Origin of the sequence: Motilimonas sp. E26, assembly GCF_021278025.1 — a bacterium.
In the GTDB taxonomy this organism is placed as follows: Bacteria; Pseudomonadota; Gammaproteobacteria; order Enterobacterales; family CBDFNC01; genus Motilimonas.
The window spans coordinates 85,832-102,705 of sequence record NZ_JAIBHJ010000004.1 but is presented as its reverse complement, the minus strand read 5'-3'; the positions used below and the strand labels follow the sequence as shown (position 1 = coordinate 102,705).

Sequence of the window (16,874 nt, the reverse complement as noted above, 5' to 3'; positions counted from 1 at the left end):
AATACACTTTGTTGGCAACCCACACCCATTTAAAGCTAAACGGGTACGGGATAACACTAAAAATTAGCTAACACTAACTCGTAACGATGCGGCAACTGCAAATGGTGCAAGGGTAATCGCAGTGACAAGCATTGCGCCCATAATAGCTAAGGCACCAATGTACGACTGGCCAAAGTTAGCAGCATCAATCGCCATGGTCGAAAAAATCAATACAGGAATACACAAAGGCAGCATAATTAAGCTAAGAATAACCCCCCCTTTTCTCAAGCCAACCGTCAGCGCAACACCTATTGCACCAATGAAACTCAAAATAGGAGTGCCTATCAGCAAAGTGAATAACACGGCCCAGTAAGTATTGAGATCAAGTGAAAGTAGGACCGCAATTAAGGGCGATATTAAGATAATAGGCAGACCCGTGAGTAACCAGTGGGCAATGATCTTGGCCGTGACCAACAAAGATAATGGATAAGGGCTGAGCATTAATTGCTCTAAACCACCGTCGCTAAAGTCATCTTTAAACAAACGCTCGAGTGAAAGTAGTGACGCCAACAACGCTGCCACCCAAATAATGCCAGGGGCGATGCGTAACAACAACTGGGGCTCTGGCCCAACGCCAAGAGGAAACAAAGTGATCACTATGATAAAAAACCATAAGGGATTAAACACGTCAGCAATACGTCGAAAAGCCGTTAACAGTTCACGCCGCATGACCTGATAAAAAGCGTTTAGCATTTTTCCGCACCTATACCAACATACAACTCTTCTAATGATGGCTTGACCATCACCAATTTAGAAAAATCAGCCGCAGGCAAATTTAGGTCTTGATGGGTAGTGAGTAAGATCATGCCTGAATTCTCTGCATGTTTAACAAACAGTTGCTCTAATACTTTCACGCCATTTTTATCAATGGCAGTGAACGGCTCATCTAAAATCCATAGCGGCGCCGTTGAAATCCAAAGCCGTGCCAATGCCACTCGCCTTTGCTGACCGGCAGATAATTGCGCGGCGGGCACCTCTTCCAGCCCAGCTAAACCAACCTGTGCCAACACACTGTAAAGATCGCCTTGATAGCTAGGCTCAAACATTTTTTGATAAAAACGTAAATTTTCAAGTGCACTTAACTCAGGCTTTACCCCACTCTGGTGACCTAAGTAGAGTAAATTTTGTTGATACGCTTCACGATCGTCAGATATAGCTAACCCTTGCCACAATACTTGGCCATGGTAAGGTGTCATAAGTCCAACTAATAAGCGGAATAAGCTGGTCTTGCCCACTCCATTTGGACCTTCAACTTGGATGATCTGACCGGGTTTAACTTTAAGCGATAAACCCTCGAACAGTAACCTGTCTTCTCTCACGCAACTGAGGGATTTTGCTTCCAGCATGGGTTACGCACTATGATTATAATTGGCTGCGGATCATAGCACAGATAATACCTTGTATTAACCAGTGTTCTCGCAGTTTTAGCTTGGTTTTACCGACATTTCACCTCAGGATAGATGATGGCTCAAAAGATAAACTCAACTCCGCCCCTCTCGCAGCCCGTAAAGGTTCTGGAGAAAAAAGAGTTTAACAGTAACTGGGTAGCAAATAGCTCACCCGATCTTTTAGCTCCCAGCTCAGCAGAAGAAGTTAATAAGCAAATGGCTCAACTGACTCTCTTGGCAAAAAAACAACCTCTGTCTTCACATTTGTCTCAGCTTATCGCCTTATTAAAAAAACTCCCCCTCACAAGTCAACCTAAGGCGCTACATACTTTGCTGGGTCAGCTGTTTCCCACTAGCCCATCGGCATTAACATCGTTACTGCAACAGCTTTTATCCCCTGAAAAAAATAAGGCCAATCAACTGGCACTACGCTGGCTCGCATTGACAATGAAATTTAAAGACTTGCAAGCCTCTAGTTTAGAGCACGCGATAAAAGATGTACTACAAGGAATTCAAGTATCGCAACATGATACTCCCAACCATCAAGTGTGGTTGATGCAATTACCATGGTTCATGCAACAGCAATTAAAAACAGTGCAACTGAAGATCAAACAGCCAAAAAAAAGCGAAAAAGGCAAAAAAAAATGGCAAATACAACTTAAGCTGCCTATCAGTGACCATGAAATGTTAGCCCATGCAGTGATAGAGGAATCGATAGTTGATATAAAACTTTACACGACTCATGAGGCAGATTTAGCGAGAATACAAGCTTACCAAGGCTTGTTAAGCGAGCAACTTAGCAAAGCTGGTGTACGAAACCATTGCCAAAGCTTCCTCGGAAAGGTTACTGAGGATTTTTGTAAAGAAATACACAATGAAGCAGCTATCAATATCATCGTTTAATATTTAAGGATTCGGTATGAAAAAATCCATTGCTATTTCATATTTGGATAAATCTAAGTCACCTGTGGTTAGCCAGAAAAAGCAGGAACATGAAGCAGAAGCGTTAAATAAAGCCGCTCTCGAAGCAGGCTTAATCGTGCATCAAGATGAGCACTTACTTTCACTTTTGGACAGTTTAGAGCAGGGAGAAGAAATTCCAGAAGCTCTATATACAGTAATCGCCGAACTGATTAGTTTCTCATACTTACTCCAAGGAAAGTTCCCAGAACATTGGAATCATCCCCTAGAGCAAGTCGATATCAAGATATAGCCATTAATCAGTGCAGGTAAACTAACGAGACTTGCCGTGTAAACTGAGCAACAACTCAGCTTCCGCTTTTGGTAACTCACACTCATTCATCAGTTCTTCTAAACCAGCGCCAAGGGCGACCATTTTCACAGCGCGCGTATACAGTTTATTGTCAGGTGCGGTATCAACAATTTCTTGTTGTTTTTCGACGGCCTCTTTCAACCCTTCATTTAATTGATGAAATTTTTTCCCTAAGCCAATTGAGCCTGAATGCAGCTCTCTGATTTGCTTATTGAGGGACTCTTTTGATTTTAATAGCTCTTTTGTTAATTGCTGTAAGGCTTGTATTTTCTTCGCCTGCTTTTTTTGCACCAGCGCCGAAAAAACAAGAGAAATAATAGCTAACAGTAATGCGAGCCCAATTAGGCTCGTCTGAATTAATGGGTCTAACATGGCTTATAATGCGCTCATTTCATCCCACTCTTCATCACTGAGTAACTTGTTCAAATCAACAAGAATCAGCAACTGGCCATCACGGTTACTGACGCCTTGAATAAATTTAGCGCTTTCTTCCGTTCCAACATTAGGCGCGGTATCTATTTCAGAGGCGCGCAGGTAAACCACTTCCGCCACACTATCAACCATAATACCGATAACTTGCTTTTCAGCTTCAATAATCACGATACGTGAATTGTCACTGACCTCTGATGGACACAATCCAAATCGAGAACGGGTATCGATAACCGTGACAACATTACCACGCAAATTAATAATACCTAATACGTAATCAGGCGCACCAGGCACGGGAGCTATTTCGGTATAACGTAATACCTCTTGTACTTGCATAACGTTAATGCCGTAAGTCTCTTGCTCTAATTGAAATGTTACCCATTGTAACACTTCATCTTCAGACACATTTTCGGCTACATTTCGTTGTTCACTCATCCGCTTTCCCTCTAACCTAGAATATCGCTTTCTAACATAAAATTAGCACGACACTGATAATAATGGTTTAAAAACTCGCTTGTTTTAACAAAAACTTTGAAGAAAGACTTTTAAGCCCCTTCTATATTCACGCCACGCGACAACAACTTAACTAATTCACTTACATGAAGTAATGCGCACATCTTTTTCTTTACCATTCCTGCCAACCAAGGACGTTTACCTTCTTGATGGCGCCACTTAACTTGATCTTTGGTCAGCTTCTCTGTCCCTATCAAATTACAGCAACTTAGCCCCCAAGAAGTATCACCAAGTAAGATAAGATACTTATAATCGATATCTTCAGGGGCATTATCCGTCATCACCCATTTAGCGGTATCAACAACATTGAGCTTTTTTTCTCGTTGCGTCATCATGCCAGCAAACCAAGCAGGCTTACCGAAAATACTGGTCACGTTATCGATTTTGTGGATCCCGCCTAGCTCAGTCAACATCACAGCAAAAGATATGCCCGCAACTTCAAAAAACAAAGCTTGAAATTCATCTTCTGGCTCAATGTTTCGCCATTGATTAGACTCTGCTTGACTAACTGCTGAACTGACCTCACCTTTTATCTGAGTATCGACAACCGCTTCAACGCTTTGCTCAGGCTCAGGCTCAGGCTCAGGCTCAGGCTCAGGCTCAGGCTCAGGCTCAGGCTCAGCAAACACTAACTCACTAGGCAGCACAGAGCCAAAGGAAACTAAACCCGTTAATTGTGAGTCAACCTCTTCTAATAATGAATCAACACCGATTGATTGCTGTTCTGCAGCCAACGGCTGCGTTAACAACTCAGGCTCTGGCTGTTCAGGAGCAACGTTATTAAGTAGATTTTGTAGCGGCAACTCGCTGTTTGGCCTTGCACTTACAGCACGAGAAGTAAACGAAGCACGCGACTCTGACACAGGTGTAGCTTTTGCTTCCTGTTTAGGCTCGTCAAGCAACGCTGAAAAATAGCGTTCCATCGCGTCTTCATTGGGTAAACGACTCATTATTTAGCCTGATTCCTATTATCAATTCTAATGCTTAAGCATGCCACATTTAGGCTACTTTGATTGCTCTTTATTCTCTAATTGCTGTAAATGATTAAGTAATGTTTCATATGCAAATACCCCACGGCAGTTTCGAGAAAAGGCAGAAGGTGGAATATGCTTTAAACTTGCATCACGAAATTTAGTATCAATCGGGATCACTGAATTCCACGCATCCCTCGGATGCTTATCTTTAATTGCTTGCAACGTATTTAAAGACGCTTTAGTACGCTTATCAAACATGGTTGGAATAACACAATACTTAAATGGTTGTGGCCGCGAACGCTGCATAATATCGAAGGTGCGGATCATCCGCTCTAAGCCTTTTAAGGCAAGGAACTCAGTTTGAACTGGAACCAATATCCGACTGCAGGCTGCTAATGCATTTACCATCATCACCCCCAATACAGGTGGGCAATCTATCAATACATAATCATAGTCATCTCTGACTTGATCGAGTGCTCGCTTTAGAAATAGTCCCATGCCTTCTCGATTGCCAAGCACGCGATCAAGCGTCGCCAAAGCCATATTCGCCGGAATAATATCTAACCCCTCAAATGGTGTTTTTAAGGTATATCGCAATACCGTCGCCTTATCAGGTGAATGGGTCTGAAAAAGCTCATACAATGTGCCATCGATTAGATCTGAATCGTATCCAAGATAGCTTGTTAGGGAAGCATGAGGATCCGTATCAATTAACAAAACGCGGTGACCCCGTTCAGCAAGTAAACCTGCTAGGGAGATAACTGTGGTCGTTTTGCCAACCCCACCCTTTTGATTTGCAACTGTCCAGACTATCAAGTATTTATTCCTGTCGTGTGGTTATTCGTAAGCCACCATTTGGTAACTCAACTTCAATTATTTTACTGTCATCTGATGTATCGGCCGATGTTTCTGAAAGTATAGGCTCTATCGTCGCCTCTGTGGTGAGATTCCCTGATGCATTAACCAATGGAAGCGCCGTACTGGGCGGCTCATAAGCATACTTAGATAACGCGATCACCACTCTGCGATTTTTACGCCTGCCCGCGGCATCTTTATTACTGACAATCGGATAATATTCGCCATACCCCTCGACTGCTAATCGGGCTGGGTTAATACCATTTTGCTCTAATAGACGTAATATACTGGTCGCACGCGCGACTGATAGCTCCCAATTAGAGGAAAACACTTCATTGTTAATTTTTTGATTATCTGTGTACCCCCTGACTCGTAAAAAGTTGCTTACGGGTAAAAGAATGTCAGCAATTCGAGTGAGCAACTGCGCCGACGAGTTAGAAATTTGTGCACTGCCACTGGGGAAAATAATGCCACTACTAATATCAATGGTTAACCAATCACCATCAAGCGTGACGCTGGCTTGACCATTCTCTAATTCTTTTAAAAGGCTTTCATTTAATTCTGTTTCAAGGGAGGTAAGTGGCGCGCCTAGCTTATTCCGATCTAAATTCGAAAGATCTTGGCCACCATCAACAATTGAGCCAGCATCCTCTAATAATCCAGCCCCTTGCTCTTCTATTATTTCATCCGCTTCATTAGTTAAAATACCTTCAGTATCTGAAACTTCGACATGTTTTGAGAACTCTTTTGTTGCCGAATAAAAGTTCTCTATGACAACCTTATATTTGTCTTCATTAACTGTTGCTGCGGCGTAGAGGACAACAAACAGCGCAAACATCAAGGTCATATAGTCAGCGTAAGAAACCAGCCAACGTTCGGTGTGGTTATGCTCTGGGATATGTTTTTTTTTAACGCGCCGAGTCATATTAGTGACTCTCAACAGAAAAAGACTCTAACCGACGCTCTATAACTAATGCATTTTCTCCATTAACGATGGACACTAACCCTTCAATAGTCATTTCATGGTAAAGTGCTTGTTTGTAATTGAGCGCCCTTAATTTGTGGCAGATGGGTAGAAAAATAAAGTTAGCAAAGCCGACGCCATAAATAGTCGCTACAAAAGCAGCAGCGATACCGCGACCAAGCACACTTGGATCATCAATATGAGACATAGCTTGGATAAGCCCCATAACCGCACCTATTATACCCACTGTAGGGCTGTAGCCCCCCATCGCCTCATACACCTTAGCACTACGTTCATAGTACTCTTGCTTAAGGTCAACTTCTTGCTCTAACACACTACGTAATGTTACGGCATCGATCCCATCGACTATCATGGAGAGTCCTTTCTGAGTAAAAGGATCGATATTCTTATCTTCAATAGTTGACTCCAAGGCTAAAAAACCTTGTGCTCTTGCGATAGAAGACCATTGCTTTAAGTGGGTAATTTGCCGCTTTACCGGGTATACAGGGGGATTAACTAATTGAGGAAGCATCATTACCGCATGGCGAAATTGATCGGCGGTGGATTGGAACAGAACTGCACCTAGAGTCCCCCCTACCACAATAACAAAGGCGGCAAGGTTGAGTAAAAATGAAAGATTCCCTCCTGTGAATGACTCAGCAACTATCAATGAGGCGAATGCTAGAAATAAACCAAATAGCCCCAAGATATCCATTAGGAAAATTCCGTCATTATACGCTGAGCCACCTTATCAAGAGGCAATGATTCTGAAGAAATGCCTTCTTTGGTTACAGCTTGGGGCATGCCATACACCACACACGTTTTTTCATCTTGCGCCCAAATAGTTGCCCCCATATTTTTCAACATTCTGCCACCATCGCGACCATCAGCTCCCATTCCGGTTAATACGATAGCTAAAACCTTGCTTTGATAGAGCTTAGCTAAAGATGCAAACGTAATATCAACACAAGGCTTATAATTAACCTTATCGTTACCATCAATAATACGAATACGGGCACTGGCTCCTCGGCCTTCAACTAGCATTTGCTTACCACCGGGCGCAAGGTAAGCTTGCCCTTTGACAATAGGGTCGCCGTCTTGTGCTTCCTTAACCTTAATTTTACATAAGGAATTAAGCCTAGCAGCGAATGCTGCTGTAAAAGTAGCAGGCATATGTTGAATCAATAATATAGGCAGTGGAAAGTTCGCTGGAAGCGCTGTTAAGACTGTTTGCAATGCAACAGGACCACCAGTAGAAGTGCCAATAGTGAGAATATCGTAGCTTTTGCCAGTTCGTTTGAAATTAATGGGAGTACTACGAACCTCATTGGCCGTGGTGGTGCGTGCAACCGGTGCCGCCGCGCGAGCGTTTAATTCAGGCCTTCTTTTTAGTTCTACAGCAGAAGCTGAACCCACGGCAGCTGAAGAGCGTAAATTTGCTGAAGCGGCGCGGGGAGAAAAAACGCGACGCCTGGCTATCGCTTTCACTCGCTGTTGTAAAGTGCGAGTTGCTTCTTCCTTATCACGCGCGATATCTTCGAATTTTTTCGGCAAAAAGTCTAGCGCGCCAGCCTCTAGTGCTTCTAAAGTGGCTGTCGCACCTTGATGAGTCAAAGAAGAAAACATCAAAATAGGCGTAGGCGTCGACGCCATGATTTCACGCACGGCTGAAATACCATCTAACACCGGCATTTCAATATCCATGGTAATCACGTCGGGCTTCAGCCGCTGCGCCATGTCAACCGCTTCACGGCCATTTTTAGCTGTATCAATCACCTCTAACATTGGGTCTTGATTGATTATTTCACTTACACGTCTTCTAAAGAAGCTCGAATCATCTACAACTAATACCTTTATTGACATCTACCTTCTCAACTTCGAAGCATTAAGCGTAATGCTTTAATAAACTTGGGATATCCAAAATTAATGCAATACCACCATCACTGGTTATAGTGGCACCCGCCATGCCTGGCGTGCCTTGTAGTAAATCATCAAGGGCCTTAATCACCACTTCCTCTTGTCCAATTAGACTGTCAACCACGAAACCAACTTGTTTCATACCTAATTGCACTATCACAACATGGCCTAGACCTTCCCGCTTTTTACGGCTAGGGGCGGCACCATTTCTAATCAACCAATCTTGTAAATAGAACAGCGGAATGGCTTTTTCCCTAACAATAACAGTCAACTGACCATCCACTATATTGGTCTTACGCAGATCCAGGTGGAAAATTTCATTGACATTCGTTAAAGGTAAAGCAAATGTTTGCTTACCAACCAGTACCATGAGTGTGGGTAGGATCGCTAGTGTAAGCGGAACTTTAATTTCTAATCGAGTTCCAGTCCCTAGGTTTGAATCAATATGAATTGCACCATTCAACTGAGTGATACTGGTTTTAACCACGTCCATACCCACGCCGCGACCTGAAATGTCTGAAATTTCAACCTTGGTTGAAAAGCCCGGGGCAAAAATAAGGTTATAGGCCTCAGTGTTCGACATCCTTGCTGCTGTATCGGGATCGAGAATACCTTTGTTAATAGCAATGCTTTTAAGTTTTTCTGCATCCATTCCAGCGCCATCATCTTGGATAACCAGTAAGATATGATCGCCTTCTTGCGAAGCTGAAAGTTTAATTTGCCCCATTCTTGGCTTGCCATTTTGTTCACGCACATCAGGCATTTCTACCCCGTGGTCCACCGCGTTTCGCACTAAGTGAACTAAGGGATCAGCAAGCGCTTCAACTAAGTTTTTATCTAAATCCGTATCCTCACCTTCAAGGGTAAGATTAATGTCTTTCTTTAGTGTTCGCGCTAAATCTCGCACCACCCGCGGAAAACGGCCGAACACCTTCTTAATTGGTTGCATACGGGTTTTCATTACCCCGCCTTGCAAATCAGCAGTAACAACATCTAAATTAGCAACGGCCTTAGCCATTGCTTCATCACTGCTGTTGATGCCTAAACTCACTAAACGGTTTCGAACCAGTACAAGCTCGCCCACCATATTCATTATTTCATCTAAGGTGCGAGTATCAACTCGTACTGTAGACTCGCCTTGAGAAGGTGGATTGGCCCTGTTCGTAGCAGGTTTGTCCGCAGCAACAGGCGCCTGAGGCTTAACTGCAGCCGCTGGGGCAGGCGCTGGGGCTGCAGGAGCTGGAGCGACAGAAGCAGTATCTTTAGCGGGTTCACTGGGCTCAGGTGCACTAGCTATAGTTGGGCTTTGCCCTGCACCATGTAATTCATCAAGTAAACGCTCAAATTCATCATCGTCAATAACACTATCATCTGCTGGCGGAGGAGCCGCAGCAATTTTGTGCTGTCCCTTCCCGTGTAGCTCGTCCAACAAGGATTCAAATTCATCATCAGTGATGTCTCCCGAGCTAACACTTGGCGAAGCTGTAGCTTTCGATGGACTTGAATTACCATGTAGCTCATCAAGTAATCGTTCAAACTCATCTTCGGTAATTTCATCAATGCCAGCACCATCAGTTGCAGAACTTTCCTGTGTCATTTCAGGCTCAGGTGCAGCTATCGGTTCGGGGGTAATATGAGGCTCAGGGGAGGCCACGGGCTCAGCTCCAGCGGGCTGACTCAGTTTATGCAGGGCATCTAGGATAGCTTGTGGCGCAGGCGTTAAAGGCTCTCGGGCCTGCACTTGCGCAAACATTTCATTAATGCAGTCCAAGGCTTCAAGGATAGTATCCATTAACTCAGAACTAACAGGACGGCCACCATTACGTAATGTGTCAAACACATTTTCCGCACCATGACAACAATCTACTAATTCAGTAAGAGAGAGGAAGCCGGCTCCTCCTTTAACGGTATGGAAACCTCGAAAGATGGCATTCAGTAAATTGGTATCATCCGGCTGTTTTTCCAAGTCAACCAATTGCTCAGAAAGCAGCTCGAGTATCTCGGCAGCTTCTACCAAAAAGTCTTGTAAAATGTCTTCATCGACCTCAAAGCCCATGCGCTACTCCTAGAATCCTAAACTTGATAACAAGTCATCAACATCATCTTGACCCGAAACGACATCATCTCTCGACTCGGCATTCATTATCGGGCCTTCAGCTTCAATCCCTGATATTCGAGGTGCATCGGTACTACTTTGTTTTGGTTTTTGTTCAAACTCACCAAACATAGTCAGCATTTCTACCAATTTCACTTCCACTTCCTGAACTAAAGTGATTACGCGCCGGATCATCTGACCCGTTAAATCTTGAAAATCTTGAGCCATTAAAATTTCAGTCAATAAGTGTTTTAACTTATCGGCGTCCTGCTCTGAATCCTTAAGGATCTTGTCTAACTTGTGACAAAGTTCCTTAAATTGAACCAGTTCGATTTCTCGATTCATCAAGCTGTTCCAACCTGGCAAAACTTGTTGGATGTTCTCATTGAGTCGATCGGCTAAGGGCAAGCTTTCATCCACAGCATCCATGGTTCGGTTCGCCGCTTTATCCGTCATTTCTATCACGTAAGTCAGTCTATCTTTCGCATCCGGTATTTCACTATTTGCTAATTCAGATAAGCGATTATCGTTTTGAAAATCAATTAGCGAGTCATGTAATTGACGCGTCAGTAAACCAACTTGCTCAAACAGTTCGTTCTTAGAGGGATCTGACAGCACACCAGAAATCAAAGAATTCGCCTGTGCAACTTCGCCAAGCTTAAGTAGTTCAACCAAATGCTGTGCTTGCTCAAGCGAAAGCAGTGCTTCGTTGGTGCTTGTCATCACGCCCCCTTACTGAAGTCGTTCGAAAATTTTATCAAGCTTTTCTTTCAACGTTGCGGCAGTAAATGGCTTAACAATATAACCATTCACACCTGCTTGTGCCGCTTCAATAATTTGTTCACGCTTGGCTTCAGCCGTTACCATCAGCACTGGCAGATGGCGAAGGCTTTCGTCTTTACGTACCTCTTTTAACAAGTCAATACCTTGCATTCCTGGCATGTTCCAGTCGGTAACAAGAAATTCAAAATCGCCATTCTTCAGCATAGGTAACGCTGTGCTACCATCATCCGCTTCATGGGTATTGTTGAATCCAAGATCACGCAATAGGTTTTTAATTATTCTTCGCATTGTTGAAAAATCATCAACAATTAGAATCTTCATGTTTTTATCCAACTTATTCTCCTCAAATGGCAGTTGGTTGTACTCAACTCTATGTGCTGAAGTGTTCTGTAACATACTACAAATCAGTATAGTTACTTAATATCATATCAACAGGCTAAGTTTGCCAATCAAGCATTCGCCCTTTTAAGCGGTGAATAGCTTGGCTGTGTATTTGGCTAACTCTCGACTCACTGACACTTAACACTTCACCAATTTCACGTAAATTTAGCTCTTCATCATAATATAAAGATAATACAAGGGCTTCGCGTTCGGGTAAGGATTTTATACAAGATGCGAGGTCATACTGAAATTTTTCTTCAAAAACCCCTTCAAATGGCGAATTTTCATCCAGCTCTGTTGATGGCAAGGAATCTTGGCCTACGGCTAAGTCTTCAATGCCTATTAATTTACCACTATTTACATCTCTGAGCATGGCATGGTAATCGTCAACACTCACTTGTAACTTGTTAGCGATATCACTGTCTTTGGCATCAGAGCCCAACTCTTTCTCTACGCTGTCGATAGCTTGTGCAATGAGACGGCTGTTCTTATGCACGCTTCTCGGCACCCAATCACCACGACGCATTTCATCAAGCATGGCACCTCTGATGCGAATGCCGGCAAAGGTTTCAAAGCTTGCTCCCTTGCTCGCGTCAAAATTCCGACTGGCTTCAAGCAAACCAATCAGACCCGCTTGAGTTAAATCTTCGACCAACACACTCGCAGGTAACCTCGCCATTAAGTGATGTGCAATCCGTTGCACTAAGGTTCCATAGCGTTCAACCAGTTCATTCGGCTGAACTTGACTGGTGTAAGCATGGACTTTATTCACTAATTTTCTCTCTTTTGTCTGCTGTGTTATCAAGCAGTTTTTCGATAAAAAACTCTAAGTGGCCACCAGGCTGATTGGGTACTGGCCAAGTGATCGCTTTGCTGGATAAGGCTCTAAATGCCAATGATGAAGGAGATTTAGGAAAAGACTCAACGACTAATTTTTGCTTGCGTACTGATTGACGAACATTGTTATCAAATGGAATACAAGCGACAAGCTCTAAGGCCGTGTCTAAAAAGCGATCAGTCACACGCGTTAACTTAGAAAATAATTCTTGCCCTTCGCGTAAGCTGCGAACCATATTAGCGACAATCTTAAAGTGAAACACGCCATATTGCGTATTTAACAACTTAATTAACGCATAAGCATCGGTAATTGACGTAGGTTCATCACAGACCACCACCACGATATCTTGGGCTGCTCGAGCAAAGCTGAGCACCATATCTGATATGCCTGCAGCAGTATCGACTAACAGCACGTCAATAGGTGTTTGCAACTCACTAAACGCTCGAATAAGGCCAACGTGCTCAGCTGGCGTTAATTCCACCATGGATTTTGTGCCAGACGTAGCAGGTATTATTTTCATCCCTTGAGGTGCATCAATGATCACTTCATCTAAGGTGCATTCACCCGATAAAACATGGGATAGATTTTTAGTCACACGAAGGCCAAGTAATACATCCACATTTGCCAACCCTAAGTCAGCATCTAGCACTAACACGCGTTTGCCTTGTGCTGCGAGAGAAGCGGCCAAGTTCAAGGTAACGTTAGTTTTACCTACGCCCCCCTTACCGCCTGTCACGGTAATCACTTTAACTTTGTTATTTTTCATCATTCGCAGCCCACTCGCCTGATCATTTAACATCGATTTATTCATAATACTCCGAAGTGTGGCAGTCATCTGCTTCGCTATACCACTGATGTTGGTCTTTCGCCATTTCCTGCTCCATTAAACTTAACGCGCTGGACACCATATATTTGGCGCTGGCTATTTTGATATCTTCAGGCACCCTTTGACCATTGGTAATATATGAAATAGGTAAAGCATGCTTAATTGTAACACTTAGTATTTCACCTAGACTCAAACTTTCATCTAGTTTCGTGAGAATACAACCAGATAAGGGTATTCTTCGAAAATGTTCGATGGCTTCTTGTACAACTCGACGCTGAGAAGTGGCAGGGATCACCAAAAAGCTGCGAATACGCACTCGCGAGTTTTTCATCAAGGTTTCCAGCTGCTCAGATAAACGAACATCTCTCTGCCCCATTCCGGCTGTATCAATCAGCACTAATCGCTTAGTTCGCATTTGATATAAAATATCAGATAGCTCATCGGCATCCTTGGCGACGCGAACCGAACAACCTAAAATTTTACCGTATGTCGCTAGCTGTTCATGGGCGCCAATACGATACGTGTCGGTGGTAATCAAACCGACTTGGTCAGCCCCATGTTCCATAGCAAAACGCGCTGCTAGTTTAGCAATGGTGGTGGTTTTACCTACCCCTGTTGGCCCTAACAGGGCAACTGCGCCGCCCAATTTAAGAATTTCGTTTTCACCTATGGTCACTTGATCTTCAAGTAATTGAGTTAAGTATTGTTTCGCTTCTGCAGGTGAACAACTTTCAGGAATACAACTGGCTAGTTGATCCGAAATGTCATCGGAAAAACCACATTTATTCAACCATTTAATTAGCATTGCTCGAACTGGCTCTTTGCGCTCTAGCTCTTGCCACATCAACCCTGAGACTTGGTGCTCTAACAATTTACGCAGCGAAGCCATTTCTTCGCGCATGGAATCTAAGATCTTATCATCCTTGCTATTATTACTTGGCGCAGACTTCACTGGTCGCGCTGGCGCAGGACGCGGTTTTGGTTGTTCCCACTCATTTTGTTCCATCAAAGTGGCGGGTTTCGCACTCGGCCTTGCCGGTTTAGCCATCGGACTGCCTTGTTTTTTAAGCAGTGCTGACAGTGAATCAGCAAGGTTTTGCCCAGAGCGTGCATTAATTGTTTTAGCTTGCTCCATGGCGGCATTGCTCACTTGAGTTGAGTTAGCGCGTGGGCGACTGGACAAAACAACACTGTCTTCCTTCAAATCACGATTTTCTTTTACATCGCGAGATTGCGCTTTTGATTCTGTGGCCGCTTGATAATCTACTGCCGCAACAATCTCAATACCACCGGTGACTTTTTTGTTGGACATGATCACTGCGTCCGGCCCTAAAATGTCCTTCACTTCAGCCAGTGCTGCGCGCATATCTTTGGCAAAAAAACGTTTAATTTTCATACTGCAGTCTCCTGTCGATTACTGCCCGACAGAGTTAACGATTCTAATCTGCTTATCTTCAGGAACTTCTTGATATGACAGAACTTGTAATCCAGGGATTGTGTTTTTAACAAATTTAGCAAGGGTAGTACGTAATACGCCTGACGTTAGCAAAACAGCGGGCTGACCTGCAAGCTCTTGCTGTTGAGACGCTTCAAATAATGCGCGTTGGATCCGCTCTGCTAGCCCAGGCTCTATACCTGCACCATCACTCCCGCCAGCCTGAATAGAATTATGCAAAATCTGCTCCAACTCTGGTGATAAGGTAATAACTGGAATTTCCGGCTCTGCACCGACAATATTTTGACTGATCATGCGTTTTAACGCGATCCGACAAGCCGCCGTCAACACTTCTGAATCTTGGCTTTTCACGCCGTAATCAGACAAGGTTTGCACTATCGTCCGAATATCACGGATTGGCACGCCTTCATTGAGTAGCCCTTGCAACACTTTTACAATCACCCCTAGTGGTAAAATGTCAGGTACTAGCCCTTCTACAAGTTTAGGATGACTTTTTGCTAATAGGTCTAATAAATTCTGTACTTCTTCATGCCCTAGTAATTGCGCAGCATGATTAGTTAATATTTGACTCAAATGTGTGGCTACAACGGTTGCTGCATCAACAACTGTATAGCCCATGGCTTGAGCATGCTCACGCTGACTCGGTGAGATCCAAAGTGCATCAAGTTGAAATGCTGGTTCGATGGTTGGTACGCCATCCACCGTACCAAATACCTGACCGGGGTTTATCGCCATTTCTTTGTCATGTAGCACTTCAGCCTGACCGCTGGTCACCCCCATGAGGGAGATACTGTAATAACTTGGCGGGAGATCTAAATTATCACGAATATGGACAGGGGGGACCAAAAAGCCTAGCTCTTGCGATAATTTTTTACGTACCCCTTTAATTCGCTCTAATAGCTCACCACCTTGGCTTTTATCCACTAATGGAATCAATCGATAGCCAACTTCCAAGCCGATCGTATCCACAGGTTGCACATCATCCCATCCCAATTCTTTCGTTTTATTGGCCGGATGACTACCCGCTACATTTTTCTCACTGGCAACCAAGGCCTGAGCAGCTTGCTCTTTTTGTTTTTTCATTAACCAATATGTTCCGCCCGCTGCACCGAATCCCAAAGACAAAAATGCAAAGTGCGGCATGCCTGGCACTAACCCCATCACAATTAAGATACCTGCGGTGATCATTAAAGCTTTAGGGTTACTGAACATCTGGCCCATCACCTGTTCACCCATGTCTTCAGAGCGATTTTCACGGGTGACTGTGATTGCAGCAGCAATAGAAAGTAATAAGGAAGGGATTTGAGCAACAAGACCATCACCAATAGTTAGCAAAGTGTAGATCTCGGCCGCATCGCTAAAGCTAAGGCCATGTTGCGCCATACCGATAATAAAGCCGCCAATGATGTTGATGAATAAGATCAGGATACCGGCAATTGCATCCCCTTTTACAAACTTACTGGCACCATCCATCGAACCATAGAAATCAGCTTCACGCGTCACTTCTTCGCGCCTGACTCGAGCTTGCTCTTGGTCGATCATCCCAGCGTTCAAATCAGCATCAATTGCCATTTGTTTACCGGGCATGGCATCGAGGGTAAAGCGGGCACTTACTTCCGAAATACGACCAGCACCTTTGGTCACCACGACAAAGTTGATAATCATTAGAATTAAGAAGACGATTAAACCAACAGCATAGTTGCCACCGATGACCACCGAGCCAAAAGCCGCGATCACATTACCTGCAGCATCACCGCCCTGATGCCCTTCAAGTAACACCACTCGCGTCGAGGCTACATTTAATGCCAAACGCAATAACGTCGCAATCAGTAACACAGCCGGAAACGAGGCAAAATCTAATGGCCGCTTTGTATAAATAGACACTAAAAGGACAATGAGCGCTAAAGCAATATTAAAAGAGAATAGAATATCTAATAGAAACGCTGGCATAGGTAAGATAACCATGCCTAAGGTTGCAAGAACCATTACCGGCGCACCGACGCCTTTTAGCAGTTTATCCCTGTGCTGCCAGTAGCCAGCCAAGTTTGACTTTAAATTCATTCACATAATTCGACAAAAAAATGACGTTTTAACACTATGCAATAAATACGCCTAATGCAATAAGCTGAGGCAGAAGTTAGGC

Annotated in this window: 18 protein-coding genes; 2 read left to right on the top strand and 16 right to left on the bottom strand. The window is 43.8% G+C overall.

All coding sequences use genetic code 11. The features are described 5' to 3' along the window. Window positions 1-63: 63 nt before the first annotated feature. Together ccmB and ccmA are read right to left on the bottom strand one after the other, a co-directional pair. The gene (ccmB, locus tag K1M91_RS04800) at window positions 64-732 is read right to left on the bottom strand and encodes a heme exporter protein CcmB (RefSeq protein ID WP_232800416.1); all 669 of its coding nucleotides are present in this window, start codon (window positions 730-732) and stop codon (window positions 64-66) included. After that, entirely contained in the window at window positions 726-1,385 is a 660-nt protein-coding gene (gene ccmA / locus K1M91_RS04795) for a cytochrome c biogenesis heme-transporting ATPase CcmA (RefSeq protein ID WP_232800415.1), read from the bottom strand. Before ccmA ends, ccmB begins: the two co-directional genes overlap by 7 nt. A 117-nt stretch (window positions 1,386-1,502) precedes the next feature. On the opposite strand from ccmA, the gene K1M91_RS04790 reads away from it, so the two are divergent. Together K1M91_RS04790 and K1M91_RS04785 are read left to right on the top strand one after the other, a co-directional pair. Beyond that, on the top strand, window positions 1,503-2,330 hold the full coding sequence (locus tag K1M91_RS04790; RefSeq protein WP_232800414.1) for a hypothetical protein: 828 nt from the start codon (window positions 1,503-1,505) through the stop codon (window positions 2,328-2,330). A 16-nt stretch (window positions 2,331-2,346) separates the two neighbouring features. Further along, window positions 2,347-2,640, top strand: coding sequence for an EscU/YscU/HrcU family type III secretion system export apparatus switch protein (locus K1M91_RS04785; protein ID WP_232800413.1), 294 nt, complete (start codon window positions 2,347-2,349; stop codon window positions 2,638-2,640). A 21-nt stretch (window positions 2,641-2,661) separates the two neighbouring features. Here K1M91_RS04785 and K1M91_RS04780 read toward each other — a convergent pair whose 3' ends face one another. From K1M91_RS04780 to flhA, 14 genes are all read right to left on the bottom strand, one after another. Then, window positions 2,662-3,072 carry a DUF2802 domain-containing protein gene (locus K1M91_RS04780; RefSeq protein ID WP_232800412.1) on the bottom strand — a complete coding sequence of 137 codons (411 nt, stop codon included), beginning with the start codon at window positions 3,070-3,072 and terminating at the stop codon, window positions 2,662-2,664. Between the two features lie 3 nt (window positions 3,073-3,075). Then, a complete protein-coding gene (locus K1M91_RS04775) occupies window positions 3,076-3,564 on the bottom strand; it encodes a chemotaxis protein CheW (RefSeq protein WP_232800411.1) in 489 nt (162 codons plus the stop codon). A 110-nt stretch (window positions 3,565-3,674) separates the two neighbouring features. After that, window positions 3,675-4,592 (bottom strand): chemotaxis protein CheW, encoded by a 918-nt coding sequence (locus tag K1M91_RS04770; RefSeq protein ID WP_232800410.1) that lies wholly within the window; start codon window positions 4,590-4,592, stop codon window positions 3,675-3,677. A 54-nt stretch (window positions 4,593-4,646) separates the two neighbouring features. Further along, window positions 4,647-5,432 (bottom strand): ParA family protein, encoded by a 786-nt coding sequence (locus K1M91_RS04765; RefSeq protein WP_232800409.1) that lies wholly within the window; start codon window positions 5,430-5,432, stop codon window positions 4,647-4,649. Between the two features lie 4 nt (window positions 5,433-5,436). After that, window positions 5,437-6,396, bottom strand: a complete 960-nt coding sequence (locus K1M91_RS04760; RefSeq protein WP_232800408.1) for a flagellar motor protein MotB — start codon at window positions 6,394-6,396, stop codon at window positions 5,437-5,439. Between the two features lies 1 nt (window position 6,397). After that, a complete protein-coding gene (locus K1M91_RS04755; RefSeq protein ID WP_232800407.1) occupies window positions 6,398-7,150 on the bottom strand; it encodes a flagellar motor protein in 753 nt (250 codons plus the stop codon). Then, window positions 7,150-8,298: a chemotaxis response regulator protein-glutamate methylesterase gene (locus K1M91_RS04750; protein WP_232800406.1), complete on the bottom strand. Its 1,149-nt coding sequence runs from the start codon at window positions 8,296-8,298 to the stop codon at window positions 7,150-7,152. The genes K1M91_RS04755 and K1M91_RS04750 overlap by 1 nt, the downstream gene beginning before the upstream one ends. A 22-nt stretch (window positions 8,299-8,320) precedes the next feature. Then, the gene (locus tag K1M91_RS04745) at window positions 8,321-10,408 is read right to left on the bottom strand and encodes a chemotaxis protein CheA (protein ID WP_232800405.1); all 2,088 of its coding nucleotides are present in this window, start codon (window positions 10,406-10,408) and stop codon (window positions 8,321-8,323) included. 9 nt (window positions 10,409-10,417) lie between these two features. Next, on the bottom strand, window positions 10,418-11,170 hold the full coding sequence (locus K1M91_RS04740; protein WP_232800404.1) for a protein phosphatase CheZ: 753 nt from the start codon (window positions 11,168-11,170) through the stop codon (window positions 10,418-10,420). A gap of 9 nt (window positions 11,171-11,179) precedes the next feature. Beyond that, entirely contained in the window at window positions 11,180-11,563 is a 384-nt protein-coding gene (gene cheY / locus K1M91_RS04735; RefSeq protein WP_232800403.1) for a chemotaxis response regulator CheY, read from the bottom strand. 103 nt (window positions 11,564-11,666) lie between these two features. After that, window positions 11,667-12,383, bottom strand: coding sequence for an RNA polymerase sigma factor FliA (locus tag K1M91_RS04730; RefSeq protein WP_232800402.1), 717 nt, complete (start codon window positions 12,381-12,383; stop codon window positions 11,667-11,669). After that, window positions 12,376-13,248, bottom strand: coding sequence for a MinD/ParA family protein (locus tag K1M91_RS04725; RefSeq protein WP_282561093.1), 873 nt, complete (start codon window positions 13,246-13,248; stop codon window positions 12,376-12,378). The genes K1M91_RS04730 and K1M91_RS04725 overlap by 8 nt, the downstream gene beginning before the upstream one ends. 4 nt (window positions 13,249-13,252) lie before the next feature. Then, the gene (flhF, locus tag K1M91_RS04720) at window positions 13,253-14,671 is read right to left on the bottom strand and encodes a flagellar biosynthesis protein FlhF (protein WP_232800401.1); all 1,419 of its coding nucleotides are present in this window, start codon (window positions 14,669-14,671) and stop codon (window positions 13,253-13,255) included. 18 nt (window positions 14,672-14,689) lie between these two features. Continuing rightward, entirely contained in the window at window positions 14,690-16,792 is a 2,103-nt protein-coding gene (gene flhA / locus K1M91_RS04715) for a flagellar biosynthesis protein FlhA (protein WP_232800400.1), read from the bottom strand. Window positions 16,793-16,874 lie beyond the last annotated feature (82 nt).